This window comes from Shewanella sp. FJAT-51649 (genome assembly GCF_019457435.1).
GTDB lineage: Bacteria > Pseudomonadota > Gammaproteobacteria > Enterobacterales > Shewanellaceae > Shewanella > Shewanella mangrovisoli.
Genome location: NZ_CP080411.1, coordinates 3,063,097 through 3,089,877, shown reverse-complemented (window position 1 = coordinate 3,089,877; position 26,781 = coordinate 3,063,097). Strand labels below are relative to the sequence as shown.

Annotated in this window: 23 protein-coding genes; 20 read left to right on the top strand and 3 right to left on the bottom strand. The window is 50.3% G+C overall.

Annotation, left to right across the window (positions count from 1 at the left end; translation table 11 throughout):
* Positions 1 to 208 precede the first annotated feature (208 nt).
* The 13 genes from K0H59_RS13745 (at position 209) to K0H59_RS13685 (ending at position 14,293) form a co-directional block, all read left to right on the top strand.
* Positions 209 to 1,591: a methyltransferase gene (locus K0H59_RS13745; protein WP_220053431.1), complete on the top strand. Its 1,383-nt coding sequence runs from the start codon at positions 209 to 211 to the stop codon at positions 1,589 to 1,591.
* 254 nt (positions 1,592 to 1,845) lie between these two features.
* The gene (locus tag K0H59_RS13740; protein WP_011717598.1) at positions 1,846 to 2,895 is read left to right on the top strand and encodes a 3-oxoacyl-ACP synthase III; all 1,050 of its coding nucleotides are present in this window, start codon (positions 1,846 to 1,848) and stop codon (positions 2,893 to 2,895) included.
* Positions 2,896 to 3,057: 162 nt separating this feature from the next.
* Entirely contained in the window at positions 3,058 to 4,020 is a 963-nt protein-coding gene (locus K0H59_RS13735) for an alpha/beta fold hydrolase (protein ID WP_220053430.1), read from the top strand.
* A complete protein-coding gene (gene oleC / locus K0H59_RS13730; protein WP_220053429.1) occupies positions 4,020 to 5,846 on the top strand; it encodes an olefin beta-lactone synthetase in 1,827 nt (608 codons plus the stop codon). The genes K0H59_RS13735 and oleC overlap by 1 nt, the downstream gene beginning before the upstream one ends.
* Before the next feature lie 142 nt (positions 5,847 to 5,988).
* Positions 5,989 to 7,113 (top strand): 2-alkyl-3-oxoalkanoate reductase, encoded by a 1,125-nt coding sequence (gene oleD / locus K0H59_RS13725; protein WP_220053428.1) that lies wholly within the window; start codon positions 5,989 to 5,991, stop codon positions 7,111 to 7,113.
* A gap of 71 nt (positions 7,114 to 7,184) precedes the next feature.
* On the top strand, positions 7,185 to 7,424 hold the full coding sequence (locus K0H59_RS13720; protein WP_109285294.1) for a DUF3624 domain-containing protein: 240 nt from the start codon (positions 7,185 to 7,187) through the stop codon (positions 7,422 to 7,424).
* A gap of 470 nt (positions 7,425 to 7,894) precedes the next feature.
* Complete coding sequence (locus K0H59_RS13715; RefSeq protein WP_011717593.1) at positions 7,895 to 8,872, top strand: TerC family protein; 978 nt, start codon at positions 7,895 to 7,897, stop codon at positions 8,870 to 8,872.
* Positions 8,873 to 8,888: 16 nt separating this feature from the next.
* Positions 8,889 to 9,386, top strand: a complete 498-nt coding sequence (locus K0H59_RS13710; RefSeq protein WP_258405844.1) for a hypothetical protein — start codon at positions 8,889 to 8,891, stop codon at positions 9,384 to 9,386.
* 641 nt (positions 9,387 to 10,027) lie between these two features.
* Positions 10,028 to 10,333, top strand: coding sequence for a hypothetical protein (locus tag K0H59_RS13705; RefSeq protein WP_055646780.1), 306 nt, complete (start codon positions 10,028 to 10,030; stop codon positions 10,331 to 10,333).
* Positions 10,334 to 10,605: 272 nt separating this feature from the next.
* A complete protein-coding gene (locus K0H59_RS13700) occupies positions 10,606 to 12,327 on the top strand; it encodes a phospho-sugar mutase (RefSeq protein WP_220053427.1) in 1,722 nt (573 codons plus the stop codon).
* A 153-nt stretch (positions 12,328 to 12,480) separates the two neighbouring features.
* Positions 12,481 to 12,864, top strand: coding sequence for a VOC family protein (locus tag K0H59_RS13695; RefSeq protein WP_220053426.1), 384 nt, complete (start codon positions 12,481 to 12,483; stop codon positions 12,862 to 12,864).
* A 171-nt stretch (positions 12,865 to 13,035) separates the two neighbouring features.
* On the top strand, positions 13,036 to 13,485 hold the full coding sequence (locus K0H59_RS13690) for a GyrI-like domain-containing protein (RefSeq protein ID WP_220053425.1): 450 nt from the start codon (positions 13,036 to 13,038) through the stop codon (positions 13,483 to 13,485).
* 109 nt (positions 13,486 to 13,594) lie between these two features.
* On the top strand, positions 13,595 to 14,293 hold the full coding sequence (locus K0H59_RS13685) for a YafY family protein (RefSeq protein WP_220053424.1): 699 nt from the start codon (positions 13,595 to 13,597) through the stop codon (positions 14,291 to 14,293).
* A gap of 47 nt (positions 14,294 to 14,340) precedes the next feature.
* Here the strand turns inward: K0H59_RS13685 and K0H59_RS13680 are convergent, their stop codons facing one another.
* The gene (locus tag K0H59_RS13680) at positions 14,341 to 17,196 is read right to left on the bottom strand and encodes a TonB-dependent receptor (RefSeq protein ID WP_220053423.1); all 2,856 of its coding nucleotides are present in this window, start codon (positions 17,194 to 17,196) and stop codon (positions 14,341 to 14,343) included.
* A gap of 334 nt (positions 17,197 to 17,530) precedes the next feature.
* On the opposite strand from K0H59_RS13680, the gene agaR reads away from it, so the two are divergent.
* The 7 genes from agaR (at position 17,531) to K0H59_RS13645 (ending at position 25,760) form a co-directional block, all read left to right on the top strand.
* Complete coding sequence (agaR, locus tag K0H59_RS13675; protein ID WP_011623288.1) at positions 17,531 to 18,316, top strand: transcriptional repressor AgaR; 786 nt, start codon at positions 17,531 to 17,533, stop codon at positions 18,314 to 18,316.
* 12 nt (positions 18,317 to 18,328) lie between these two features.
* Positions 18,329 to 19,699, top strand: a complete 1,371-nt coding sequence (locus K0H59_RS13670; RefSeq protein WP_011717585.1) for a Gfo/Idh/MocA family protein — start codon at positions 18,329 to 18,331, stop codon at positions 19,697 to 19,699.
* A gap of 5 nt (positions 19,700 to 19,704) precedes the next feature.
* Positions 19,705 to 20,991, top strand: coding sequence for a class II D-tagatose-bisphosphate aldolase, non-catalytic subunit (locus K0H59_RS13665; protein WP_220053422.1), 1,287 nt, complete (start codon positions 19,705 to 19,707; stop codon positions 20,989 to 20,991).
* 7 nt (positions 20,992 to 20,998) lie between these two features.
* A complete protein-coding gene (gene agaS / locus K0H59_RS13660; protein WP_220053421.1) occupies positions 20,999 to 22,159 on the top strand; it encodes a D-galactosamine-6-phosphate deaminase AgaS in 1,161 nt (386 codons plus the stop codon).
* Positions 22,160 to 22,179: 20 nt separating this feature from the next.
* Complete coding sequence (gene agaK, locus K0H59_RS13655) at positions 22,180 to 23,106, top strand: N-acetylgalactosamine kinase AgaK (protein WP_220053420.1); 927 nt, start codon at positions 22,180 to 22,182, stop codon at positions 23,104 to 23,106.
* Positions 23,096 to 24,280, top strand: a complete 1,185-nt coding sequence (agaAII, locus tag K0H59_RS13650; protein WP_220053419.1) for an N-acetylgalactosamine-6-phosphate deacetylase AgaAII — start codon at positions 23,096 to 23,098, stop codon at positions 24,278 to 24,280. Before agaK ends, agaAII begins: the two co-directional genes overlap by 11 nt.
* Before the next feature lie 121 nt (positions 24,281 to 24,401).
* Positions 24,402 to 25,760 carry a sugar MFS transporter gene (locus tag K0H59_RS13645; protein WP_220053418.1) on the top strand — a complete coding sequence of 453 codons (1,359 nt, stop codon included), beginning with the start codon at positions 24,402 to 24,404 and terminating at the stop codon, positions 25,758 to 25,760.
* Here K0H59_RS13645 and K0H59_RS13640 read toward each other — a convergent pair.
* Positions 25,750 to 26,052 (bottom strand): AzlD domain-containing protein, encoded by a 303-nt coding sequence (locus tag K0H59_RS13640; protein ID WP_011623281.1) that lies wholly within the window; start codon positions 26,050 to 26,052, stop codon positions 25,750 to 25,752. The genes K0H59_RS13645 and K0H59_RS13640 overlap by 11 nt on opposite strands.
* On the bottom strand, positions 26,049 to 26,744 hold the full coding sequence (locus tag K0H59_RS13635) for an AzlC family ABC transporter permease (protein ID WP_244096623.1): 696 nt from the start codon (positions 26,742 to 26,744) through the stop codon (positions 26,049 to 26,051). The genes K0H59_RS13640 and K0H59_RS13635 overlap by 4 nt, the downstream gene beginning before the upstream one ends.
* Positions 26,745 to 26,781: the final 37 nt, after the last annotated feature.

Below are 26,781 nucleotides of genomic sequence, written 5' to 3'. Positions count from 1 at the left end.
AAAACAGGCTGACAAAAATTGTGGCGATACTAGCAGCTTTAGCCGCCATTTGGGCAGCGATATTAAGTGAAATGCACCTTGATATTCGTAAAGGCTTAATGACGGCACTGTTTTCAAACTGGTTTTAAAACAGTGTTGTTGTGAAGATGTGGCGGTTAAGGCCAATAAGAGAGTCAAATGGAACACTTCAGAGTAAAGCAAATTTAGCATGGCAATTAAGCGCGATAATCATACGCTCGGCAACTGTAATAGTGACAGTCAGAACACACTCAGGGCGCATTTTATCCAATTGGATAAGCTACTTGAGCAGAGCCGAGCCCTGTGGCAAGTGCGCGCCTTTGAGGCAAAAGTACTGCCTTGGGCGGCACAATTCCCAAGGCTCGCAACTGCCCTTTGGGCGCTTGATGATGCCGTGCTCGATACTTTGGATGCCGAGCAATCGGCGTTAGTCGATGCCTTATCGCCCGCACTCCAGCAGGATCTTGCCGCGTTAGGCTTAGACTGGGATCTGTCTTTACTTCTATCCTCCTTTGCCGAACTTTCACTTGGCTCTGATATTGACTCAGATATAGGTTCAGATAGTGGCTCAGATATTGGCTCTGACAATAATGAAACAGCTACTTCACCTTGTATTGATCTTACCGAGATGGCTCACTTTAGCGCCCATATAAAAGGCCGTAAGTGGGAGCAGATCACTGCCTTTGTGCAGCATTTGCCCGATGCGGGATTACCCGTGCTCGAGTGGTGTGCGGGCAAAGGGCACTTGGGCCGTTTGATTGCCAAGGCACGTGGTGTGGATGTGTTAAGCCTAGAGTGGCAGGCGATGCTCTGTGAAGAGGGCCAAGCCTTTGCCGATAAATGGCATTTATCACAGCGCTTTATCTGCGCCGATGCCTTTGCTATCGAAGATAAAGCCGACGAAAATACCGCTCATCAGACCAATCCTTTTTGCGCCCAGCAACAGGCGGTGGCGCTGCATGCCTGTGGTGATTTGCATGTGCGTTTACTGCAATTGGCCGCTGCGGCGGGCACTCAGGCACTGGCGATTTCACCTTGCTGCTACCATTTAATTCAAGCTAATCAATATCAAGGCCTATCGACACTCGCCAAAGACAGCGCCCTGCATTTAACTCGCCATGACTTGCAATTGCCTTTACAACAGAGCGTGATCGCCAATCCCAAGCAGCAGGCGCTGCGACATCAGGAAATCGCCTGGCGGCTGGGGTTTGATGCGCTGCAGCGAAGTTGCCGTGGTATAGATGCTTATTTACCCTTGCCCGCCATAAAGCAAAGCCAGCTGAGCGGCGAGTTTGCCGAGTTTTGTGACTGGGCGGCGACGCAAAAGGCGGTTACCTTAGCCGCAGATTGTGATTTTGGCGCTTGGCTTGAGATAGGCAAACAGCGACAAAGGTTAACCCGGCGCATCGATTTGGCTGCGCATTTGTTTCGCCGTGCGCTGGAGCTGTGGTTAATTCTCGATCGCTGCTGTTTTTTGCAGGAAAGTGGCTATCGGGTAACCCTGAGGGAATTTTGTGCAACCAGCGTGACGCCTCGAAATGCGCTGATTTTGGCGCAAAAATCGAGCGATTGAAAAATCATCTGAATAATGAGGCCATACTTGCCTGTTTTTTATGAAGTATTTCTTTATTAGTTCATTTTGAATTAACGGATAGGCGGCATGATCTGCACAAGGGCTTATAAGCTCTGTGAGACAAGTCTAAGACGAAAGATGGTTTTTTATTGAATCATCGGGCTTTTCTTGTTCAAATGTCGCCTTAATGACAAATAACAACTAAAAACTGACCTAAAAGATCAGTGATCTTAGTGAGCGAATAAAACAGTTTCATGAAATATTCCCGCGTATTTATTAATAGCCTTGCCTATGAACTGGCACCTGTGGTGGTTTCCAGTAGCGAGCTAGAATCTCGCCTTGCGCCTCTATATCAAAAATTTCGCATTCCTATGGGGCAACTTGCGGCGTTGACGGGTATTACCGAACGCCGTTGGTGGCCTAAAGGGCATCAATTATCCGATGGAGCGATTAAAGCGGCGCACAAGGCGATTGCAGAAACGGGAATAGAAGTCGCCGAACTGGGCGCCGTGGTGTACACCGGCGTGTGCCGTGACCAGCACGAACCTGCCACCGCCTGCCGGATTGCGGCGGCCTTAGGTGTGTCGAAGGACACGGCGATTTACGATATCAGTAATGCCTGTCTTGGGGTGTTATCGGGCATTTTAGACATTGCCAATCGTATCGAGCTTGGCCAAATTAAGGCGGGCATGGTGGTGTCCTGCGAATCGGCGCGGGATATTGTCGATGTGACCATTGATAATATGCTCGCTGATCCGACCATGCAGAATTTTGCTCAGTCGCTGGCGACCTTAACCGGCGGCTCTGGCGCGGTGGCGGTGATCCTGACCGATGGCAGTTTGCCGCTGACGAATGTGCGTAAGCATCAGCTGCTTGGCGCCTCCCATTTATCTGCGCCGCAGCATCACCAACTGTGTCAGTGGGGCTTACAGGAAGTAGGGCACAATATTTACCGTGAGTTTATGCGTACCGATGCGGTGACCTTGCTCAAAGAAGGGGTCGAGCTGGCAAAACACACGTGGGAGCATTTCCTCGCTCAGCGGAATTGGTTGGTCGAGCAGGTCGATAAAGTGATCTGTCATCAGGTCGGCGCTTCAAACCGTAAACAGGTCTTGAGTGCGTTAAATATTCCGCCTGAAAAAGAATTCCCAACATATCAGCTGCTTGGCAATATGGGCACAGTCTCTTTACCCGTCACTGCGGCCATGGCACATGATCAAGGTTTTTTACGCCCTGGGGATCAGGTGAGCTTTTTAGGTATTGGCAGTGGTTTGAACTGCATGATGCTGGGTATTAAGTGGTAGTTTTCCAAGATTGTTATCTGCCTTAGCCGACGCTTGAGAGCTAGGTTTGCTAGGGCATTTTTATGCTTATGGGTTTAGCTATAAGCAAGGTGAAGGCGAAGGCGAATTTGCCAGCACAGGCTACCAATACAAAAACAATTAGAACAAAAGATAGGAAGCGTCATGTTAGACACTCTGTTGCCGTTTAAACGTCATTTTCTTAGCCGTAATGGCAACAAGCTGCATTACATCAATGAAGGCCAAGGTGAACCTGTGGTCATGGTGCACGGTAATCCAAGTTGGAGTTTTTATTACCGTAATCTCGTGAGCGCCCTTAAGGATACTCACCAGTGTATCGTGCCAGACCATATTGGTTGTGGCCTGTCGGATAAGCCGGATGACAGCGGTTACGATTACACCCTTAAGAATCGCATTGACGATCTAGAGGCGCTGCTCGATAGCCTAAAGGTAAACGAAAACATTACCTTAGTCGTCCACGACTGGGGCGGCATGATAGGCATGGGCTACGCGGCGCGTTACCCTGAGCGAATTAAACGTCTGGTGATTTTAAATACTGGCGCCTTCCACTTACCCGAGACTAAGCCTTTACCGCTGGCGCTGTGGATCTGCCGCAATACACTGCTCGGCACGGTGTTAGTGCGTGGTTTTAATGCGTTTTCATCGATTGCCTCCTACGTTGGGGTGAAGCGTCAGCCGATGTCCAAGTACATCCGTGAGGCCTACGTCGCGCCGTTTAACTCATGGGCAAATCGCATTTCGACTCTGCGTTTTGTACAGGATATTCCGCTAAAACCGGGTGACAGAAACTATCAGTTGGTATCGGATATTGCCGCCAGTCTGCCAAAGTTTGCCAAGGTACCGACACTGATTTGCTGGGGATTACAGGACTTTGTGTTCGATAAGCACTTTTTAGCCAAATGGCGCGAACATATGCCCCATGCACAAGTGCATGAATTTGCCGATTGTGGTCACTATATCCTCGAAGATGCGAGCGATGAGGTGATTACCCATATCAAACACTTTATGGCTGAGGCGCAAACACCTGAGCCAGCAGTGCAGTCCGTTGAAACGGTACAGATCACAGAGCCTGAGGCAGAGACTCAAGCGCCACAGGCCGCACATTAATGGCTAGGGTGGAGGATGCGCAGCTCGGCCATGGGACTCCTGCTGTTGAGCAAGCAAGCGATGCCAATATCTGTCGGCATTTAAAGCAGGCCGCCCATCACATTCCCCATCATCTCGCTGTTGCGGTGCAACAGGGCAAGGGTAAGTCCCTTGCCAATCTGACTTACCAAGAACTCGACTTTATCAGTCTCGATAAACAAAGCGATGCCATTGCCTTCGCGCTCAATGCCCATGGGCTGACGCGGGGGATGAAGGCGGTGCTGATGGTCACCCCGAGTCTGGATTTTTTTGCGTTAACTTTTGCCTTATTCAAGGCGGGGATTATTCCCGTGCTGGTTGACCCGGGCATGGGGATTAAAAACCTTAAGCAATGTTTTATTGAAGCTGCGCCCGATGCGTTTATCGGTATCCCTAAAGCCCATATCGCCAGACGCTTATTAGGCTGGGGCAAGGGCAGCGTGAAGCACCTTATCAATGTGGATGGCAATCCAAGCGGACTGGCAGGCACTTTATCGCGCTTACTCACGGGCGCGCCAAGTTTAGCGACGATACTCTTATCAACTGCTAAGTCGTTTACAACGAAGGCATCTGCGGCAAACTTGCCGGAACAGGGCGAGTACCCGATGGCACTGCTTAGGCATGACGAGATGGCGGCGATTCTCTTTACCAGCGGCAGCACGGGGACGCCAAAGGGTGTTGTCTATAGTCACGGCATGTTTGAGGCGCAAATTCAGGCGCTAAAGCAGGATTATGGCATTGCGCACGGCGAGCGTGATTTGGCGACATTCCCGCTATTTTCCCTCTTTGGTCCGGCGCTCGGTATGGCATCGATTGTGCCTGAGATGGATGCCAGCAAACCTATCACGGCCAATCCTGAATTTTTATTTGCCGCTATTGAGAAATATCAATGCAGCAATATCTTTGTTAACCCAGCCTTGCTTGAGCGTTTAGGTCGTGCCGGTGAGCAAACCGAATCGAAGAACCAACACAAACTCAGCAGTGTGAAACGCGTGATTTCCGCAGGGGCGCCCGCGACCATTGCCTCGATTGCCCGTTTTAGCAAAATGCTCAGTGTCGGCGTGCCTGTACTCAATTCCTACGGCGCTACCGAATCCTTACCCATCAGCATGATTGCCAGCGACGAGCTATTTACCACGACTCAAACCACGGACAATGGCGGTGGAATTTGTGTCGGCCGCGCCATCGATGGCGTCAGTATCGAGATTATCGCCATCACTGAAGCTGATATCCCTGAGTGGGATAATGGTTTGCGTCTTAACGCGGGGGAAATTGGTGAGATAGTGGTAACAGGCCCTATGGTGAGCCAGTCCTATTATCGCCGCGAAAAGGCCACGACGGCGGCTAAAATCTGGGACCGCGAGCAGCAAACCTTCAGGCATAGAATGGGCGACCTTGGCTACCTGGACGACAGTGGCCGGTTGTGGATGTGTGGCCGCAAAGCCCATAGAGTGGATGTCACCCAAGGTGGGCAGTGTGTTAAACGTTATTATTCCATTCCGAGTGAGCGTATTTTTAATACCCATCCGAATGTAAAGCGCTCGGCGTTAGTGGGGATCAAAGTAAAGGGGCATGGTGGCGCAAGTGAGATTGAACCTCTCATCTGCATCGAGCTTGACCAATCCTTGGTGTGCAATAAAAGCGCGCAGCTTTATCAAGAGCTGATGGCGATTGCCGAGCAGTATAGCCAAACTCAGGGGATTCGGCGTTTTCTCATTCATCCCGATTTCCCCGTGGATGTGCGCCACAATGCCAAAATATTTAGAGAAAAATTAGCCGTTTGGGCGCAATCGCAAACCAAAGGCTGATTTCAATTTAGCTCATTTTTAACTTAAATAGGGTCGAACTTTCGGCTGTTTGTTCGTGGCACGTTTTGCCGCGAGTGGTGCCTTGTTGCACTTAATCAATGAATTGAATACTAAGATGACACTCACTGTCACGGAATGCGATATGACTGACAATCCAGCTTTTCCCCAAGCCGATGCGACGCAAACTGGCCCTGATAACCTCGCTCAAGCAGGCTTTGATCCGCGTGAGCAAGCCGCGCTTCATGCCTTGGCGGCTAAGGTCAGCCATGCCTTTGTGACTGGCGCGGGCGGATTTTTGGGTAAGGCTATTTGCCTACGTTTGGTCGCGGCTGGGATTAAGGTTACTGGTTTTGCCCGTGGCCATTACCCTGAGCTTGAAGCCCTTGGCGTGACTATGGTGCAGGGAGATTTAGCCAATTCTGAGCAAGTCAAACAGGCGATGCAGGGCTGCGATATGGTGTTCCATGTGGCCTCAAAAGCGGGTGTCTGGGGCGACAGAGACAGTTATTTTTGCCCCAATGTGAAGGGCGCCGCTAATGTTATTGCCGCATGTAAAGCGCTTAAAATCAGTAAACTAGTTTATACCAGCACTCCTAGCGTGACCTTTGCGGGTGAGGATGAATCGGGTATCGATGAGTCGACGCCCTACGCCAGCCGCTTTTTAAATTATTATGGTCACTCCAAGGCGATTGCCGAGAAGATGATGCTAGATGCCAATCAAGCATCGATAACCGCGTCGGCGTATGCGTTAAAGACGGTCGCCCTGCGGCCGCATTTGATTTGGGGGCCCAATGATCCGCATCTGGTGCCTCGGGTGCTCGCCCGCGGTCGTTTAGGTAAGCTCAAGCTGGTGGGGCGCGAAGATAAACTGGTCGATACCATTTATATCGATAACGCCGCCTATGCCCATATTTTGGCGGCCGTGGAGCTTTGCCAAGTCTCGCCTAAGTGCCAAGGCAAAGCCTATTTTGTCAGTAACGACGAGCCTGTGACTATGGCCAAGATGCTGAACCTCATCCTAGCCTGTGATGGCCTCCCGCCTGTGACCGTGCGAGTGCCACAGACCCTAGCCTATGTGGTGGGCGCTGTGCTAGAAATGGTGTATCGACTGCTGAATAAGCAAGAAGAGCCGATAATGACGCGCTTTGTCGCCAAACAGCTTTCCTGTAGCCATTATTTCGATATCAGCGCGGCAAAACGGGACTTTGGCTATCATGCCTTAGTGTCGATAGAAGAGGGTATGAAGCGACTTAAAGCATCGCTCTAGTGCTTATTTAGCTCTGGGGAGGCTTGGTGATATCCTATGCCGTCACGGTAACTTACTGGATTAAAAAGTTAATGGCCTGCGACGATTGTAATACTTCGATTTTTCGGCAAAAGATTGGCCGCTGCAAACGCTGCATGTGGCAGTTGACGCTGCTGTCGCTTATCGGTTGGCCACTCTGGTGGTATCTCTACAGTGACGCTCCTCGAGAGGTCAACTCCATTGCCTTACTGTTTTTCTGCTTAGCCTTTAGTGGCTTGTTGTTACTGCATCTTGTGGTATTAGTCGCGCGCCGTCTACTCGGGCGCGAATAGTTTTTACTTCTCATCGAATCACTTTTTCATTCCTTGTGGCGAGTGGTCACGCTTACCATTCTCGCTATTTCAAACGGCTATTCTTGCCAGCGAACTTTTTCATTTTCGCTTAATGCTCAAGTGTTACACAGTGCGCTGAAACACCTCGATTTTCACTGCGTTAGCGACAAATACCATCGATTTGTGTCTGCTAAAGCGTGAGTAGTGATGAACTCACGCGATTATTTTACTCCGTGATCCCGTGAGCGTTAGGGCTAGGCTTAAATCTGAACAGAGTACGATAAATGCTCTGATGATAGGGCCTAGTGTAACGAGTTGATTTGGCTGCGTAGTATGGATTTAAACAAATTTTAATCTGGCATTTTAAGGTTTTTACCCTGTTTCACTGTTTTTGGTATCGCCAAGTACTAAGATCGAATGTGGCGATGAAGCCGAGATAACTCGGTACTTTTTAGGTTTTAGGGAGTGTTATGGAGTTTTTAACCACGCTATTTGTGGGTTACCCGATATGGGTTTGGTTAATGTTTTTTGGCTTTGTGTTGGCATTGTTAGCCTTCGACTTGGGCGTGTTACACAAAGAGCAGCACGAAATTACCGTGGCAGAGAGCCTTAAATTATCGGCCTTTTACATCTGTATGGGGCTGTTGTTCGGCGCTTGGTTATGGTGGTACAAGGGCTCGACCGCGGGGATGGAATACCTCACGGGTTACCTTATCGAAAAGTCCTTATCTATGGATAACGTCTTCGTTATCGCGCTTATTTTCAGTAGTTTAGGCATTCCCCGTTTGTATCAACACCGAGTCTTATTCTGGGGTATCATGGGCGTTATCGTGCTGCGTGCGATTATGATTGGCTTAGGCGCGGCGCTGGTGGCGCAATACCAAGGCGTGTTGGTGTTATTCGGCCTGTTCTTGATTTTCACGGGTATTAAGATGCTCTTTTCCGATGATGAGCATGGTGATATCCAAGATAATAAGTTTTACAAATGGTTACGCTCCAAAATGCGTTTTACCCCAAGTCTTCATCAAGAGAAGTTTTGGGTCAGGGGAGAGGAGCATCAACTCAGCAAAGGCTGGTGGGCAACGCCTCTGTTTTTGGCATTGATCTTAGTCGAAACTGCGGATCTGGTGTTTGCAGTGGACAGTATCCCGGCGATTTTTGCGATTACCCAAGATCCCTTTATCGTCTATACCTCTAATATCTTTGCTATTTTAGGTCTGCGGGCATTGTATTTCGCCCTCGCGGCCATGGTGCATCGTTTCGAGTACCTCAAGTATGCGCTATCGGTGGTGTTGGTGTTTATCGGCGTGAAAGTCGGACTGGTATACTTTAATCATGAAGGCATTGTGGACTTTAAGATCCCAACGGCCTTATCCCTTGGTGTCACCTTCGGCCTCTTGCTGGCGGGGGTATTATTCTCCCTGTGGAAGACGCGCGAGCAGAAGTAAGCCTAATCACTTTTTGATGTCTCAAGGCCATTTAGCCCATGCTAAATGGCCTTTTTACTGTCTACTGAAGGCAAAAGAGAAAAATCCGTGGAACCGGATCTCACCCCTTGGACTTATGTGGGGCAATGATACTCCTCCTGCAAACGTAGGCGCGGCCGCCTTTCCACAAAACCCAGTGTCAGGCCTTAAAGATAGTGCGGTGTTTCAAGAGGTGGTTGGACGTTTAAATGAGAAAACCAACGCAGGGCATCTAGGTTGTAATGGCAGGCTAAACGGTCCGGCGGATAATGCGTTAAGTAGTTGCTTATCTTGCCATCAAACAGCTTCTGTGCCCGATAGCAGCAACAATACCCCGGCGATTATGTACCAATTTGCTTCTTATCAGGAGCCTGGAAGCGGTCAATGTATGACGACGCCGAGTAAGCTCGATCTGGCGAACGACCAAGTGTACTTCAAGCCCTTCCAATGCTCTGAATCCTTCTATGGTCCTAAAAATATTGTGCCACTGCCATAATATGCGCGGGGACAGACACAATGGATCTCCACGGATTTTTCATTGCAGCTGAGCATAAGCCTCACCCAGTGGCAGGAATGGCAACAGGATCAGGAAAATCTGAAGAAGAACATTAAAGTGCGAGTGTTTGATGGCACGCTGCCTTCCCGTTAAGGGATATCTATAAGGTGTTGTATTTAAAGATTGCTGTAGGAACTAGCCCCAATCAATACAAGCAAAAACTGGCGCCATAGTGCGCCAGTTTTTATTCGGTTATCCCAAAGATGGGTTGTGAATTGCCCTAGTTATCGGCCGATGAAATAATTTCTATTTGCGGTTTTCGGTTTGGTAAAAGTGCGCAAACTGTTCTATTTTTCGTATAGACAGACGTTTGGTTCGGGCTTCCTTTCTACCTGAGTAGTCGTTCGCATAACAGCGCACTGAGCCAAATATAAAGAGTCTGTTTTCATCAATTTTGTACTAATAACAATAAATTATTAGCACCATCAAATTTGTGGCTTAGCTCATTATCTGCTGGAATGGGGCGACAGTTTGACTCATTCTAAGATGTTGAGCATTACGCCACGCCATCATTACAAATAATCGAACAAATGACAGCGAGCCAGGCCGTTATTGCCTAGGGTCGTACGAGGAGAAAGATCATGTCTATGGTGAGTGCGAAGGAATTTGCTCATTGGCTAAAGAAACGCTTCGAGGGTGTTGAAAAGGGCGTGAGTTTAACTCGAGAAGATATCAATCAGCTGACCGGACGCCAAAATTTTTCATTGGTGTTTGTCCATGATATTCACTACGAGTTGATGCGTTTCGGCATCGCCTTTGTGACAGACACTGGGCGTGATACTTACTATCTTGTGCGGGTTTTCGATAAACCTTGGCGCAATCAATTGGAGCAGGACTCTGAAAAGGAGCTGTTTTCTAACGTAGTGTCGATTAATTTACTGCGTTAAGACGGCAATTCGTGGCATTTATCTGTGCAATTTTGCTTGAGGTGGTGAGTGCTTTCGCAGCACCACAGCGCGCGGCTGCGCAAGTTAGACAGCCTCTGTTGCATAAGGATTAACAGGGTTAATAAATCGCATTTTTGCGTGACTTCACTTCTCCTAAGTTCGTTACACTCTCCCTCTTTACACTTAAATCCGCCGCGAAAAGTGCAAATTCGCTTGTTCTTCGGCATGGATTTTCCTAAGGTGATTGAAAATGATTTTCACTGAGGCCCCCTATGAATACCCATTTGCAATTACAGGTTAAGCATTGGCTCGAAAATGACCCTGATCCCCGCACTCAGGCACAACTGCAAGCTTTAATCGACGCCGGAAATGACGCCGAACTCGAGGCTCGTTTTGCGGGACGTTTAGAATTTGGAACCGCCGGGTTACGCGGTGTGGTGGGCGCAGGTCCTATGGGCATGAATCGCTTGGTTATCCGCCAAACGTCAGCAGGACTTGGTGCCTATTTACTCGAACAAATTAAAGATGCTGCCGAGCGCGGAGTCGTGATTGGTTACGATGGCCGCCACGATTCACGCACTTTCGCCCATGATACCGCCAGTGTGCTCACCGCGATGGGCATTAAGGTGCGCCTCACCGCCAAAGTGGCACCAACGCCGCTGGTGGCCTTTGGGGTTAAGCATTTTAATGCTGCTGCGGGTATTGTGGTGACCGCCAGCCATAACCCGCCACAATACAATGGCTACAAAGTGTATTGGGAAAACGGCGCGCAGATTATCCCGCCCCATGACTCAGGCATTGCCGCTCAAATTGAGCTGGCGGCAACTCAAGCGATTCCGTTTATGGATCAGGTGGAGGCGACCAAACAGGGCAAGCTTATCTGGTTGCAGGACGATTATTACGAAACCTATCGCCGCGGCGTGATGCACGCCAATGTGCTGCAAAATAACACCGCGCACGAAAAAGTCAGCCTTGCCTATACTGCCATGCACGGTGTGGGCGCTGAAATGGCGGAAACCGTGCTCAAGGATGCGGGTTTTGCCCAAGTCTACTCGGTGGCGGCGCAGCGCGAGCCCGATGGGGATTTCCCAACGGTTAACTTCCCGAATCCGGAAGAAAAGGGGGCGATGGACTTAGTCATTGCCGAAGCGAAAAAGCATGGCGCCATGCTCGCCTGTGCCAATGACCCCGATGCCGACAGATTTGCGGTTGCAGTACGTAAGGATGATGGCGAGTATCAAATGCTAACGGGTGACCAAGTGGGAGTGCTATTTGGCCATTATCTGTTAAGCCATGCGAGCAAGGAGCAACGTTTGGTGGGCACGACTATTGTGTCCTCCAGTCTATTATCTAAAATCGCCAAAGGCTTTGGCGTTGAAAGCTATACCACGCTCACCGGTTTTAAGTGGCTGATGAATGTGGGAATTGCGCAGAGTCAGCCTGACAATCAATTCCTGTTTGCCTACGAAGAGGCACTGGGTTACACCGTCGGTAACATGGTGTGGGATAAGGACGGTCTATCGGCCTTAGTCGCCTTTGCCCAATTAACCGCCGAGCTTGCCGCTAAAGGGCAAACCATTTGGGATAGACTCGAGCAGATTTACCGCGAGCAGGGTTTCCATCTCAATGCTCAAGTTAGCATTGCCTTAAAACCCGACACGCCCAAGATCGGCGCGTATCTGCGTGAACATCCACCGCTGGCAATTGGTGAACATGCCGTAGTGTCGACCGATGATCTCAAGGCATTAGAGCGCCGTTTTGCCGATGGTAAGGTTGAGAAAATCAATCTGCCCGCCAGTGATGTATTAACCTATCGCTTAGCCAATGGCGCGCGGGTGATAGTCAGGCCGTCAGGCACTGAGCCTAAAATCAAGTGTTACTACGAGGTGGTCGAACCTATGACGGCGCAAGACACCTTAGCCAGCGCCCAAGCACGGGCAACTCTGGCGATGGAGGCGTTTATTTCAGCCCATCAGGCGAGCTTGCCTAAATAAGTGCCTTGAGCGCACTCAATAAAATCAGCTTCACTCAAAGGCTACTGACATGATGTTGTCAGTAGCCTTGTTTTATTCTTGTTGTCGTCCGCTGGTGAACCACATTTATAACATGATGAATCATCGGCATTTTTCAACAAGGAGAAAGTGAAAATGTTATCAATTGCACCGTTAGTCTGGGGTGAAATTCCTGTCAGTGATATGGATCGTGCCATCGCTTTTTATCAACAACATTTCGGGGTTGAATTTAAGCGTGACGATATGGAAGACATGCAATACGCGACGCTCGTAACAGAGGAAGAAGGCGCCGCCAGCATTGGTTTGGTTAAATGCAGCATGAGCAAACCGTCGATGGACGGTAGCACTGTATACCTGCATTTCAGCGCGCAATTGCAACCTTTAGTGGATAAACTCGTGGCCGCCAATGTGACTATGCTATTGCCTGTGACGCCTATCAAGGACGGCGGTTGTGGCTATATCGCCCTGTTTGTGGATAGCGAAGGCAATAAGGTCGGTCTCTGGTCGCAAAATCATTAATGTAAACTCAGTAGAGTCGTGCCTTGGCACGGCTCTTGGTACTGATTTTTACGTCGTTCCTTAATTCAAGTGGATACAGTCAGTTCTGCGGATAATAGCGACGAGCAATAACGTTTTGCGATGAACCTAAAACAAGCAACAGCAATTTTCAGTGATGAAGGTGAAAGGATAATGGAACAGGTTTTTATGGCGGCTCAACCTATGCTTGGGCTGAGTACGCGCACCAATAATAGCGCCGAAATGGCGGCTGAGGGCGGCAAGATTGCAGCGCTGTGGCAGACATTCTTTGAATCATCACAACTCACATCGATGCTCGACTCTCCCATGTATGGGGTCTACTACGACTATGAATCCGATATGACGGGAGACTATTCGGTTTTAGTGGGGAAAAGTGTTGAATCTGTCAGCGAGACCGGCCCTTTTACGGCGTTGCAGTTGCGTGAGGGAAACTACCTTAAGTTCAGTGCGCAAGGGGAAATGCCTCACTGTGTGGTTGACCTTTGGGGACAGATTTGGCGCTACTTTAGTACGCCTGATTGCCCGCACCAGCGTGATTATCAAACGGATTTTGAAGTGTATCGAAGTGCCGATAAGGTCGAGATTTATATCGGGATTGTGTAGGCCGAATCCATAACACTGTGCCAATACACTATCGCTTGGGTTAGCCCACTTTAGCGGGTAAGATCCCTTAACTTTCACAACAAGCCAATTTGAGGTGTGATTACTGTCCATGCGCCGTGCCGATCGCCTATTTCAAATAGTGCAAATTCTTAAACATCGTCGACTGACGACCGCCCAAGTGCTGGCGGATCGTTTAGAAGTCTCGACCCGCACCGTGTACCGCGATGTGCAGGATTTGTGTTTGAGCGGCATTCCCATTGAAGGGGAGGCGGGCGTGGGCTATCTATTGCGCCACGAAGTGAATGTGCCGCCACTGATGTTTAACGAGGCCGAATTAGAGGCGATACAAGTTGGCATGCGTATGGTGCAAACATGGGGCGGCAAAGAGCTTGGCAGTGCGGCGCGTCAGGCGATGATAAAAGTGGAGGCCGTGCTACCTAAGCGTTTGCAAGCCTATCAATCCTTGATGTTTTCGCCGGATTTTTATTTAGATTCCAACGAGTTTCAGTTTCTCGATCCGCTGCGTAATGCGGCACAGCGCCGTGAATACGTCAAACTCTTCTATCAAGATGTGAATAAAGCCCTGACCGAGCGCGAAGTGCGGCCGCTCGCCATCTATTTTTGGCGTGGCACTTGGACCTTGCTGACCTGGTGTGAATTACGCCAGGATTTTCGTAACTTTCGGGTTGATCGTATCACAGGGTTATTAAGGCTTAACCGCCATTTTGCCCCGACGCCCGGGCAGGAATTAGAGGATTATATTTGCCTGATGGACGCCCAAATGCGCGAGCGTGAAGCCGAAAAATAAAGCCACTCAATGAGTGGCTTTATTGTTGTTAAATTTACGAATTTTGCTTAGAAACTGCCGCGGATCCCGAGGGCGATTTGGGTGCCAAAACGCTCAAGATAATTCACTTGGTCCTCATACTTCACATAACCTGAATAGCGGTTATTGGTCAGGTTAGAAGCCTCGGCGAAAATCGACACATTTTCGAAAATATCATAACTCACGCTAGCATCGAGCTGGCCGTAGTCTTGGATCCAAGCAGGACCACCCCAAGCTTCGGGATCGACCAGAAACTTACTGCGCCAGTTATAGGCAACCCTAGCCTGCAGACCATATTGCTCATAGTAAAGGACGGCGTTGTAAGAGTTTTTCGACATGCCCTTAAAGGGTAAGCCTTTCGCATCGATTTCGGGATCATCGTAGCTGCTGTCCACATAGGTGTAGTTCAGCTGGAAACCTAAACCATTAAAGGGCTCTGGCAAGTATTCGTCGAGGGATTGTTGCCATGCGGCTTCCACCCCTTGCACTTTGGCACCGTACTTACCCGATACGGGTTGAGTGACATAATATTCAGTCCCTTCAACCATTTGAGGTCCTTTTTCGTCGGTGATAAAGGATTCAATGTCTTTGATAAAGATGGCACCACTCAGTGAGCTACTCTCGTGGAAATACCATTCGAGGGAGATATCCCCTTGGCGCGCCTTTTCGGGGGCGACACTTGGGTTACCGCGTGTCAGTGTCGGTAGGCCATTCTCACGGGTCGTGAAACTCGGTGCAGCCCAGACTCGCAGCGCATACAGTGATGGACGGCTTAACACTTCGGCGGCGGAGACACGTAGCAGCAAGTCATCCTGCAGATTGAGCTTAAAGTTCATGCTCGGTAACACATTGGTATAGCTATCGTCGTAACTGGCTTGGACGACGTTTTTCCAATCGTTGTTGGTGGGTTGGCCGGCACTGTCTAACTCAACCTTAGCTAAATCATAGGCATAACCGTCGGAGGTGACTTTAGTCTGGCTGGCTCTGAGGCCTAAGTTCAACATATAAGGCAGATCGAAAATTTCCTCTTCGATATTCACCTGCACATAGGCGGAGGTCACTGCTTCTGTGACTTCATAGCTCCCCGCCTTATTGAGGCTAGCGACAATGCTCTTATCCGCCGCTTCTTGGTTAATGCTGCGGTAGTACTCAAGCAGTTTGTCGTAGTCGAAGCTTGGCCAGGGCTCTGGGGAGATGCTGTTTTCACCATCGAGGAAGTTATCGAAGTTGGCGGGCACAAATACACTCGAAGGAATTTGGAACAGTTCAAATTCGCCCTGGGTAAAGACAGTGCTGTTATCGAAGGTATAACCGTCGCGGGTCAGGTAATAGCCACCTCGGCTGAATTGACTTGAGTTGGCGGAAGCAAATTCGGTCTGCTTCTTCACTTGCTTGACATAATTGACGCCAAAATCGACCTTGCTGATGATGCCTTCATCGGGGATGTATTGGCTGATCAGTTTGATGTCAGTAATTTTATCGTCCACATCGACGCCACTGTTACGGCTGTAGTGGGCACCGTATTTTTGATCGGCGCTCAGACCTGGGCTTATCACTACATCGGGCAACATATTGCCACGCGTGTAATCGATGTCGATGCCGTCGACAAAGCCACGGGCAACCACGAAGCGGTTATCGCCATTATTGGCATTTTGCGCGGCGGAGTAGGCAACATCGGCGGTAATCGACCAATTGGGCATGACATACCAGTCGGCCTTAAGACCCATTTGGTAGGTATCGGTTTTTCTTGGGGTACTGAGGTTGAGCAATTCAACCATAGTGTTATCGCCCGTTTGGTTCATGCTCACCACACGGCCCTGATCGTCAAATATGGCGTCGGTAAATAGCGGTGTGCCCGGCGTCCATTCTTCGTCGTAGTTCACGAAGCCGATTTGGTACTTATGGCCATCGGTGTTGTAGCGTGAATAGAGACCGTCGAAGTTGATGTCGAGATTATCCAGTGGGCGCCATTGCAGGGCGAGTGTGCCGCCTACGCGTTCACGCACGTCTTGGGCGTTTGCAAAATACATATAGCTGGGGATCTTAGAGGCATAAATCTCACCTGGATCGATCACGCCGTTATTGTTGGTATCGACTGGCACCCCGGCACTGTCGACACCCCAGCCTTCATCTTCATCGAAGAAACCCTCAGCCGAATAGGTGTCTGCCCGCAGGGTTTTACGGGAATATACCGCCGAGACCAGCGCGCCAAAACTATCGTCATCCGTCTTATCACCGATGATCAGTGAGGCGTGGGGATGAATATCCTCGGTACGGGATTCGTAAATACCCTTAGCAGAGGCTTGAATGGTACGGCCTTCTAAATCCAGCGGTTTACGGGTTTGGATATCGACGATAGCGCCAATGCCACCTTCGGTCAGTCTGGCTTCGGGTGACTTATACACCGCCAGCACATTCACCAGCTCAGAGGCGATGGTGTCGAAGTTAAAGTCTCGGCCTGCATTTTCTGAAGCCAGCTTACGGCCATTAAGAGTGGTGACGTTATAACCATCGCCAAGGCCGCGAACCAGAATATTTTGTCCTTCACCGCCGTTACGGGTAATGGTCACCCCTGGAATACGCTGTAGCGCCTCGGCTAAGTTTTCATCTGGAAATTTGCCAATGTCATCGGCGACCACAAGGTCGACCACGCTCACGGCATTCTGCTTTAGGAACATCCCTTCCTTAATACTGTTTCTGATCCCTGTTACCTGAATGCGTTCGACCTCGGCATCCTGGGCTTGCGCAGTATCCTTCGCTTGAACTTGCTCTTTCGTTTCGGTTTGTTGCTCTGCTGGTATTTCATTGGCAGCGCTGTGAGTTGCTGTCAGAGCCGCTGCGATAGCTAGGGCAATCGCGGCAGGCTTGGTGGTTAAGAGTTTCATAGTATCCCCGCATGAGAGTGATGCACGGTCGTTGCCGTGTCTTTTAATACAATTTCGAAAGCGAAAGAAACTGCGCAAACCTTTCGAAGTCTTATTTATAGCGTTAAATTCTGTAATCGATCAATAAAAAAATGTAAAAATACTTTCAAAAAGTTTCACATTCATGCATGATGAAAATCAACTTATGGCAAAAACTTGAGCTAAAAATGCGTAAGTTATTGTTAATTTGGTTGTTTGTTTTTGCGGTGGTGAAAAGTGATTTCGAAAGTGTTTGAAAGTTGTTCCTGGCGTGTTACCTTTCAATCGATAGTTAATCGAAAGAATGGAGAAGCTTGTGAGTACTTTGAACACGATAGAAAGGCAGCAGGAAATTGTGCGAATGACACAGTTACAGGGAAAGGTCTCTGTTGCCGAACTCGCAGAACACTTTGGGGTATCTGAAGTCACGATCCGCAGCGATTTAGCCATGTTGGATCAGAAGCAGTTACTGGTGCGCTCCCGCGGCGGCGCTATGGTCAACAGTGAGTTGATCCGGGAGTTATCACTCAAGGAGAAGGGCAGTTGCCATTCGGCCTTAAAGCAAGAGTTAGGTAAGGCTGCGGCGGCCTTGGTTCAAAACGGCGATCGCTTATTGCTCGACTCTGGGACGACCACCCAACAGGTGGCGGCAAACCTGATGGAGCATAAGGATCTGATCGTGATGACCAATGGCCTGAATATCGCCACCGAATTGGCTAAGGCCGACGAAGTGGAGGTGATGTTAACCGGCGGCCTGTTACGTAAAAAATCGTTGTCGTTCTACGGCAATATCGCCGAGAACAGCCTGCGGGATTACAACTTTAACAAGTTGATTTTAGGGGTAGATGGTTTCGATTTGCGGGTGGGATTAACCACTCACTTTGAAAAAGAGGCCAGCCTCAACCGAATGATGTGTGAGATAGCGAGTGAAATTATCGTTGTGACTGACTCATCAAAGTTTGATCAACAAGCATTCCACGTTATTTGCAGCAGTCGCCGTATTACGCGCCTAGTGACAGATACCGGGATCCCAGAGCGCTATGTTGATGAATTAACTAAACAAGGTGTGCAACTACACCTCATTGAGAAAGCTAATTTATAACGGGGAATTACTATGTCGGGTTTTGATCGTCGTTCGTTTTTAAAGGCTTCTATGGTAACCGCTGCGGCAACGGCCCTGGCGGCCTGTGCCAGCAGTGAACGTGCTACAGGCACAACACCTAAGGCTGCGGGTAAATCTGTGATGGGGTTGGTCGTGCCCAAAATGGATGAGGTTCGAGTAGGGTTAATCGGGGTGGGTGAGCGCGGCATTGGGTTTGTGCATCATTTCAGCCGTATCGAAGGCGCCCGCATTACCGCCATCTGTGATACCGATACCTTAGTGCTGGCCCGCGCTGAAAAAGCTATTAACGAATATGGACGTGACAAACCTGCCTATTTTAGTAAGGGCGACCATGCGTACCGCGATCTGTTAAACCGTGATGATGTGGATATCGTCGTGATTGCCACACCATGGGCCTGGCATCACCCCATGGCGAAAGAAGCCATGTTAGCGGGCAAGCATGCCTTCGTCGAAGTCCCGATGGCGGGCACGATTGAAGAGCTATGGGATCTGGTGGATACCGCCGAGCTGACCCAACGCAACTGCATGATGATGGAAAACGTCTGTTACGGCCGAGATGAGCTGATGGTGCTTAACATGGTGCGCCAAGGGTTGTTTGGCGAACTGCTCCACGGTGAGGCGGCCTATATTCACGAACTGCGCTGGCAAATGAAGGAAATCGACCGTAAAACAGGCTCTTGGCGTACGGCTTACCATGCAAAATACAATGGTAACCTCTATCCCACCCATGGATTAGGCCCCGTCGCCCAGTATATGAATATCAACCGCGGCGACCGTTTAGACTATTTAACCTCTGTGAGCTCTCCTTCATTAGGTCGCGCTGCCTACGCCAAACGTGAGTTCCCTGCGGATCATCAGCGTAACCAACTCAAGTACATTGGTGGCGACATGAACACCAGTCTGATTAAGACGGTAAAAGGTCGCAGTATCATGGTGCAGCATGATACGACCACGCCTCGTCCTTACAGCCGCCATAACTTGATCCAAGGGACAAACGGCGTGTTTGCAGGTTTCCCTAATCGTATCGCACTGGAAAACGGTGGCTCTGGTAGTTATCACGAGTGGGATGAAAACATGGACTCATGGTACGCCAAATATGACCACCCTCTGTGGACCCGAATGGGCAAAGAGGCGGAGGAAAATGGCGGGCACGGTGGCATGGACTTCTTGATGTGCTGGCGGATGATTTACTGCCTGCGTAATGGCGAGGCACTGGATCAGGATGTGTACGACGGCGCGGCATGGTCGGCGGTATTCCCCTTGTCGGTGGCCTCAGTCGGTGACCGTGGTAACTCCAAGGACTTCCCAGACTTTACCCGTGGTGTCTGGCAAACCGCGAAACCCCTCGGCATTGTGGGGTAAGCGCTATGTCAGTGATTCAAACTATCATTGACGCCAATAAAGCAGGTCAGCAGGCGGGCATTTTTGCCGTCTGCTCGGCCCAGCCCTTGGTGTTACAGGCGGCGCTCTTGCAGGCAAAGGCGAATGGCACGCCCCTACTTATCGAGGCGACCGCCAACCAAGTGAATCAGTTTGGCGGTTATACCGGGATGAAACCACAGGATTTCATCGACTTCGTCACTCAAATGGCCGTTGAACTTGGCCTTAATCCGTCGCAGTTACTCTTTGGTGGCGATCACTTGGGCCCCGTCGTTTGGTGCCAGCAAGCCGCCGAAGAGGCGATGCAATTAGCCGAAGACCTTATCGCCGAATATGTTAAGGCGGGATTTACCAAAATCCACCTCGACACCAGTATGGCCTGCGGCGGTGATGTGCTTCCCTTAGCGGATGAACTCATAGCTGCACGTGCGGCGCGGCTCTGTGCTGTGGCCGAAGCCCACCGTGCACCAGAGCAAGCACTCTGTTATGTGATAGGCACTGAAGTGCCGGCGCCCGGCGGCGTGAGTGAAATGGAGGCCGAACTTGCGGTCACGCCCGTCAGCGCCATTGAACATACCTTAAATTGTCATCGCGATGCCTTTGCTGCGGCAGGGCTGGGTGAGGAGGTTTGGCAAAAGGTGATTGCGGTCGTCGTTCAGCCTGGGGTGGAGTTTGATAACAGCCAAGTGCATTTGTTTGAACCCGAGGCAACCCATGCCCAAAGCGAGTTTATTCGCGGTTATCCCAGATTAGTGTTTGAGGCGCATTCGACCGATTATCAGCTCAGCATGGGGTATCAAGCCTTAGTGCAGCAGCATTTCGCGATTTTAAAAGTGGGCCCACAGCTTACCTTCGCACTGCGGGAAGCCTTGTTTGCCCTGTCCCATATCGAAAATGTGCTGTGCCAGCCTGAACAATGCTCGGATTTACGCCAAAGCTGTTTTGAATTGATGCGAGATAACCCTAAGTATTGGCAAGGGTTTTATGCCGACAACGAGGCATTAAAGTGGCAACTTGGCTTTAGCTTTAGTGACCGAGTGCGTTACTACTGGCCGAGTCTGCAGAGTAAGGTCGAGCAGCTACTGAGCAACTTAGCTCAGAGCATTCCTCTGCCGCTGATCAGCCAGTATTTACCGAACCAATATACGGCGGTGTTGGCGGGGGAACTTAAGCCCACGGCCCGTGAACTCGTACTGCATAAAATTACCGAAGTATTGGCCGATTACGCCAATGCCTGCCAGCTTCCTGTGATGCAATCACCTTTAAAGGGATGATATTTTGATGTTAACCAGTCCTCTTTCTCCATTCGAACATGAAGATAGCAACCTGTTATTGAGTGCAGAGCAATTAACCCAATATGGCGCCTTTTGGACGGCGAAGGAAATCAGCCAGCAGCCGAAAATGTGGCGCAAAGTGAGCGAGCAGCACAGTGATAATCGCACTATTGCTGCTTGGTTGACGCCGATTCTGGCAAAGCCGCAGTTAAGGATTATCCTCACTGGGGCAGGGACGTCGGCCTATATAGGAGATGTGCTCGCGGCCCATATTCAGCAGCATTTACCTTTGGCAACCCAACAAGTTGAAGCCATCAGCACCACGGATATTGTGAGTCATCCAGAGCTGTATCTGCGGGGCAATATTCCCACACTGCTGATTTCCTACGGCCGCTCGGGAAACAGCCCCGAGAGTATGGCTGCGGTCGAACTGGCGGAGCAATTGGTCGATGATTGTTACCATCTGGCGATCACCTGTAATGGTCAGGGAAAGCTCGCCAACTATTGCGCCGACAAATCCCACTGCTACTTGTATAAGTTGCCCGATGAAACCCACGACGTGAGTTTTGCCATGACCAGCAGCTTTACCTGTATGTACTTGGCGACATTACTGATTTTTGCGCCAAATTCTCAGGCATTGATGCAATGCATCGAGATGGCCGAGCACATCTTAACTGAGCGGTTAGCTGACATCCGTCTGCAATCCGAGCAGCCCAGCAAGCGGGTGGTGTTCCTCGGGGGCGGGCCACTTAAGGCCATCGCCCAAGAGGCGGCGCTTAAGTACCTTGAACTCACTGCTGGGCAAGTGGTGAGTGCCTTTGAGAGCCCGCTCGGGTTTCGCCATGGGCCAAAATCTTTAGTCGATAGTCATACGCAAGTGCTAGTGATGGTGTCGTCGGATCCCTATGCTCGTCAATATGATAACGATTTAATTCAAGAGCTTAAGCGAGATAATCAAGCATTATCTGTATTGACGCTCTCCGAAGAACTGTTAACTGGCAGCAGTGGCCTTAACGAAGTCTGGTTGGGATTACCCTTTATTTTGTGGTGTCAAATCCTAGCCATCTATAAAGCGATTCAACTTAAAGTATCGCCAGATAATCCTTGTCCTACGGGGCAAGTTAATCGAGTTGTGCAGGGTGTCAATGTATATCCCTTTGTAAAATAAATATAAATAAGGGCAAGGGCATGTATTACGGTTTAGATATAGGTGGAACAAAGATTGAGTTAGCGATTTTTGATACTCAATTAGTGCTACAGGACAAGTGGCGTTTAAGTACTCCTAGGCAGGACTACAGTGCCTTTATGGCAACGCTGGCCGAGCAAATCGAAAAGGCGGATCAGCAATGTGGTGAGCGCGGTACCGTTGGGATTGCGCTCCCCGGAGTGGTGAAAGCCGACGGGACTGTGATTTCGAGTAATGTGCCTTGCCTTAATCAACGCCGTGTTGCCCATGATCTTGCTCAGTTGCTCAATCGGACCGTGGCAATCGGTAATGATTGCCGCTGTTTTGCCCTCTCCGAAGCGGTACTCGGAGTAGGCAGGGGCTACTCCCGCGTACTGGGGATGATTCTCGGCACGGGCACTGGCGGGGGGTTATGTATCGATGGCAAGTTGTATCTCGGCGCAAACCGACTCGCTGGAGAATTTGGTCATCAAGGCGTGAGCGCCAATGTTGCCCATCGACATCAACTGCCGCTCTATGCCTGTGGCTGCGGGCTTGAGGGCTGCGCCGAAACCTATGTGTCAGGCACTGGACTTGGCAGACTCTACCAAGATATCGCGGGGCAAACGGCCGATACCTTTGCATGGCTGAGTGCATTGCGCCGCAACGACCCGCTCGCCATCAAAACCTTTGAAACTTATATGGATATTCTCGGCAGCTTAATGGCTTCGTTAGTGCTGGCGATGGACCCGGATATTATCGTGTTGGGCGGCGGATTATCCGAGGTGGAGGAAATTCTCGCCGCCTTACCCCAAGCGACCAAGGCCCATCTTTTTGATGGCGTGACGTTGCCGCAATTTAAATTGGCTGACTTTGGTTCGGCCAGTGGCGTGCGCGGCGCGGCCTTGCTCGGTCACGGGCTCGATGCGGGGATAAGCTATGAAGCCTAATACGGATTTTATGCTGATAGCCGACGGCGCTAAGGTGCTAACTCAAGGCAAACTTGCTGAGCAGTGCGCGATTGAAGTGTCGGATGGCATTATTTGCGGCCTTAAATCCTCAATATCGGCAGAGTGTGCAGCGGATAAAGCACTCTACCGATTGACCTCTGGCACGCTGGTGGCGGGATTTATCGATACGCAAGTCAATGGTGGTGGGGGCGTGATGTTTAATCATGCACCAACGCTGGAAACCTTAAGGCTGATGATGCAGGCCCATCGCCAGTTTGGCACCACGGCCATGCTACCGACGGTGATCACCGACGATATTGAGGTGATGCAGGCGGCGGCCGATGCGGTGGCCGAGGCGATAGATTGCCAAGTTCCAGGGATTATCGGTATCCATTTTGAAGGCCCACATTTGTCAGTCGCAAAACGCGGTTGTCACCCTCCCGCACATTTACGCGACATCACTGAGCGCGAGTGGCAGTTGTACTTAAGGCAAGATCTCGGTGTTAGGCTCATCACCCTAGCGCCAGAATCTGTCACTCCAGAACAAATCAAACGCCTAGTGGCCTCCGGCGCCATTGTCAGCCTTGGGCATTCGAATGCCGATGGTGAGACAGTCCTTAAGGCCATTGAGGCCGGCGCATCGGGTTTTACCCACCTCTACAACGGCATGTCGGCACTGACGTCCCGTGAGCCGGGCATGGTGGGTGCGGCATTGGCCAGTGAAAACACCTACTGCGGGATTATTCTCGATGGTCAACATGTGCATCCCATCTCGGCACTGGCAGCGTGGCGAGCAAAGGGTACTGAGCACCTGATGTTAGTCACCGATGCCATGTCGCCCTTAGGGAGTGAGCAAACGGAGTTTCAGTTCTTCGATGGCAAAGTGGTTCGTGAAGGAATGACGCTGAGGGATCAACATGGCTCCTTAGCGGGCTCTGTGCTGGATATGGCAAGCGCGGTGCGTTATGCCGCTACCGAACTCAATCTTGGCCTTAGCAACGCAGTACAGATGGCGACACGCACGCCAGCCGAGTTTATTCAGCGGCCGCAATTGGGGGACATTGCCGAAGGTAAACAGGCAGATTGGGTCTGGCTGGATGATGACCAGAGAGTCTTAGCTGTCTGGATTGCTGGGGAGTTACAGTATCAAGCCGAGCAGGCTCGGTTTGCGTAAGTTATGGATATATCAATTAAACCAATAATTAAAGCGGCATTCATTTGGGTGAGCTAAGTACTCAACCCATGGCCCATTCAACAAGCAAAATAACAATAAACCAATAACAAAAGGTGAAACGATGAAATTCACGTCCGACAGTACCCAGCCTACGGCCTCGCCGCAGGGCAGTTTTATTCCTATGTTATTGATAGGGATTTTATTTTTTGTCTTTGGCTTTGTGACTTGGCTCAATGGTGCCTTGATCCCATTTTTAAAAATCGCCTGTCAGTTGAATGAGTTTGAAGCCTATTTAGTCACCTTTGTGTTTTACATTGCTTATTTTGTGATGGCGCTGCCGACCTCATCCATCCTCACGCGTCTTGGCTATAAGATGGGCATGACCTTAGGTTTAGGGATTATGGCGGCAGGAGCGGGCTTGTTTATTGTGGCGGCTTTGGTAGGCCATTTTGCGACCTTCCTCTTGGCGTTATTTGTGTTGGGTACAGGCTTAACCTTGCTGCAAACGGCGGCCAATCCTTACATTGTCTGTATTGGCCCACGGGAAAGTGCGGCAATGCGGATAAGTTTAATGGGGATAGTGAATAAGGGCGCGGGCTTTATTGTGCCAATAATCTTCACGGCCTGGATTTTAACGGGTATGGAACCTTACAGTGAAACGGCATTGGCCAGCCTGTCCGAGGCGCAGCGCCAATTGGCGTTAACGGAATTAGCCAATCGTTTAGTGCAACCCTATTTAATGATGATGTTTGTACTTTTGGGGTTGATGGCCTTTGTGTGGTTTTCGCCGTTGCCAGAGCCCGAATTAGGAGAGCGAGTCGAGCGAACTCAAGCCGATTGGAAGGCAATTCTGCAGTATCCGCAGGTGATCTTAGGGGCGTTAACACTCTTCTGTTATGTGGGCGCCGAAGTGATTGCTGGCGATAGTATTGGTCTATTCAGTCAGGGACTGGGTGTCGCGCACTTTGGCATGATGACCTCCTACACCATGGGATTTATGGTACTGGGCTATGTGCTCGGAATCCTGTTGATCCCAAGATGGATCAGCCAGCAAACGGCATTAGTGGGCTCGGCTATCGCGGGCTTGTTATTTACCCTCGGGGTCTTGCTCAGCGACAGTCAAAGTCTAGCTTTGTCTGAGCTGTTACTCGGTTGGTTAGGCGTCTTACCCGTGCCCGATCCCGTGCTTTACTTAGCCCTGCTTGGGCTGGCAAACGCCTTGGTATGGCCTGCGGTATGGCCATTAGCCCTTGAAGGACTCGGGCGTTTAACGGCCACCGCATCGGCGCTACTGATCATGGGAATTGCGGGCGGTGCTATTTTGCCATTGCTCTATGGCTACATCGCCCATAGCCAAGGTGACAGCCAAATGGCGTATTTCTTACTGTTACCTTGTTACGGCTTAATTTTTTACTACGCCATTTGGGGCCATAAGTTAACGGCCAAAGTGGCCTCAAGCACCGCTATGGTTAATGAATAGCAAAGAAAAGCCCCATGCTCAGCACTGTGGTCAATAGGGTATTGCGCGTGACAAATGCTAATACCGTTGCGACCACAGCGCATATCAAGTAGCTGTTATCTAAGCTTAAATCGAGTTTTCCCTCCTGCACAAATACGATAGGTGCAAAGATGGCCGTGAGTACCGCGGGCGCCGAATAACTCAAAAAGGTCTGGGTATTTTTACTCAGCCTTAGCGGCAGTTTTGGTTCGAGCAGTAAATGCCTACTGATAAACACCACCGCCGCCATTGAAAAAATCATTAACCAGATCATAGGGTTTCCTCAGCTTGGGTGGCAGTCGTGTCGGTTTTTGGGGCTGGTTTATCTTCGCCCGTGACTTTGGCATAGAGCACGCCAGCGCTCATCCCCGATAGGGCGGCAATTAACAGTCCCGCCTGAATATCCAGCACGGCGCACACCACAGCTAAGGTGAGCGAAACCAGCACACAGACTAGGATTGACGGCTTTTTCACTGTGGGGACTACGAGCGCAATAAAGGTCGCGGCAATGGCAAAGTCGAGTCCTAATTCGCCTAAGTTATCGATAGCATTGCCGGCGATAATGCCGAGCAGGGTGGCGAGGTTCCAGCCGAGGTAAAAACTCAGGCCGCCGCCCAACGCGTACCAAGGATCGAATTTGTGCAGCTTGCCTTGGTTGGCAATGGCAAAGAGTTCATCGGTCAATAAAAAGCCCAGAGTGAGGCGCCATTTGAGTGGTAAGGGGCTGATTTGGCTGCGCATCGCCATGGCATACAGCAAGTGACGCGAGGTGATCAGCAAAGTCGTGATTAAAATGCTCCACAGACCAATCCCCGCCTTAACCATGCCGAGTGCGACCAATTGTGCAGCGCCCGCAAAAATAATCGCCGACATGGCCTGACTTTCTATTGGTGTCAGTCCGACTTCTATCGCGAACGAGCCTGCGAGGATCCCCCAAGGCACCACGGCAATAGTGAGTGGCAACATGGCGAGTGTGCCTTTGAAAAACGCCTTGGTTTTACTG

Coding starts and splice junctions, on each gene's coding strand:
- K0H59_RS13745 (WP_220053431.1), top strand. CDS start 209: ATGGCAATTAAGCGCGATAATCATACGCTCGGCAACTGTAATAGTGAC.
- K0H59_RS13740 (WP_011717598.1), top strand. CDS start 1,846: ATGAAATATTCCCGCGTATTTATTAATAGCCTTGCCTATGAACTGGCA.
- K0H59_RS13735 (WP_220053430.1), top strand. CDS start 3,058: ATGTTAGACACTCTGTTGCCGTTTAAACGTCATTTTCTTAGCCGTAAT.
- oleC (WP_220053429.1), top strand. CDS start 4,020: ATGGCTAGGGTGGAGGATGCGCAGCTCGGCCATGGGACTCCTGCTGTT.
- oleD (WP_220053428.1), top strand. CDS start 5,989: ATGACTGACAATCCAGCTTTTCCCCAAGCCGATGCGACGCAAACTGGC.
- K0H59_RS13720 (WP_109285294.1), top strand. CDS start 7,185: ATGGCCTGCGACGATTGTAATACTTCGATTTTTCGGCAAAAGATTGGC.
- K0H59_RS13715 (WP_011717593.1), top strand. CDS start 7,895: ATGGAGTTTTTAACCACGCTATTTGTGGGTTACCCGATATGGGTTTGG.
- K0H59_RS13710 (WP_258405844.1), top strand. CDS start 8,889: ATGTCTCAAGGCCATTTAGCCCATGCTAAATGGCCTTTTTACTGTCTA.
- K0H59_RS13705 (WP_055646780.1), top strand. CDS start 10,028: ATGTCTATGGTGAGTGCGAAGGAATTTGCTCATTGGCTAAAGAAACGC.
- K0H59_RS13700 (WP_220053427.1), top strand. CDS start 10,606: ATGAATACCCATTTGCAATTACAGGTTAAGCATTGGCTCGAAAATGAC.
- K0H59_RS13695 (WP_220053426.1), top strand. CDS start 12,481: ATGTTATCAATTGCACCGTTAGTCTGGGGTGAAATTCCTGTCAGTGAT.
- K0H59_RS13690 (WP_220053425.1), top strand. CDS start 13,036: ATGGAACAGGTTTTTATGGCGGCTCAACCTATGCTTGGGCTGAGTACG.
- K0H59_RS13685 (WP_220053424.1), top strand. CDS start 13,595: ATGCGCCGTGCCGATCGCCTATTTCAAATAGTGCAAATTCTTAAACAT.
- K0H59_RS13680 (WP_220053423.1), bottom strand. CDS start 17,196: ATGAAACTCTTAACCACCAAGCCTGCCGCGATTGCCCTAGCTATCGCA.
- K0H59_RS13670 (WP_011717585.1), top strand. CDS start 18,329: ATGTCGGGTTTTGATCGTCGTTCGTTTTTAAAGGCTTCTATGGTAACC.
- K0H59_RS13665 (WP_220053422.1), top strand. CDS start 19,705: ATGTCAGTGATTCAAACTATCATTGACGCCAATAAAGCAGGTCAGCAG.
- agaS (WP_220053421.1), top strand. CDS start 20,999: ATGTTAACCAGTCCTCTTTCTCCATTCGAACATGAAGATAGCAACCTG.
- agaK (WP_220053420.1), top strand. CDS start 22,180: ATGTATTACGGTTTAGATATAGGTGGAACAAAGATTGAGTTAGCGATT.
- agaAII (WP_220053419.1), top strand. CDS start 23,096: ATGAAGCCTAATACGGATTTTATGCTGATAGCCGACGGCGCTAAGGTG.
- K0H59_RS13645 (WP_220053418.1), top strand. CDS start 24,402: ATGAAATTCACGTCCGACAGTACCCAGCCTACGGCCTCGCCGCAGGGC.
- K0H59_RS13640 (WP_011623281.1), bottom strand. CDS start 26,052: ATGATCTGGTTAATGATTTTTTCAATGGCGGCGGTGGTGTTTATCAGT.
- K0H59_RS13635 (WP_244096623.1), bottom strand. CDS start 26,744: ATGTTGCCACTCACTATTGCCGTGGTGCCTTGGGGGATCCTCGCAGGC.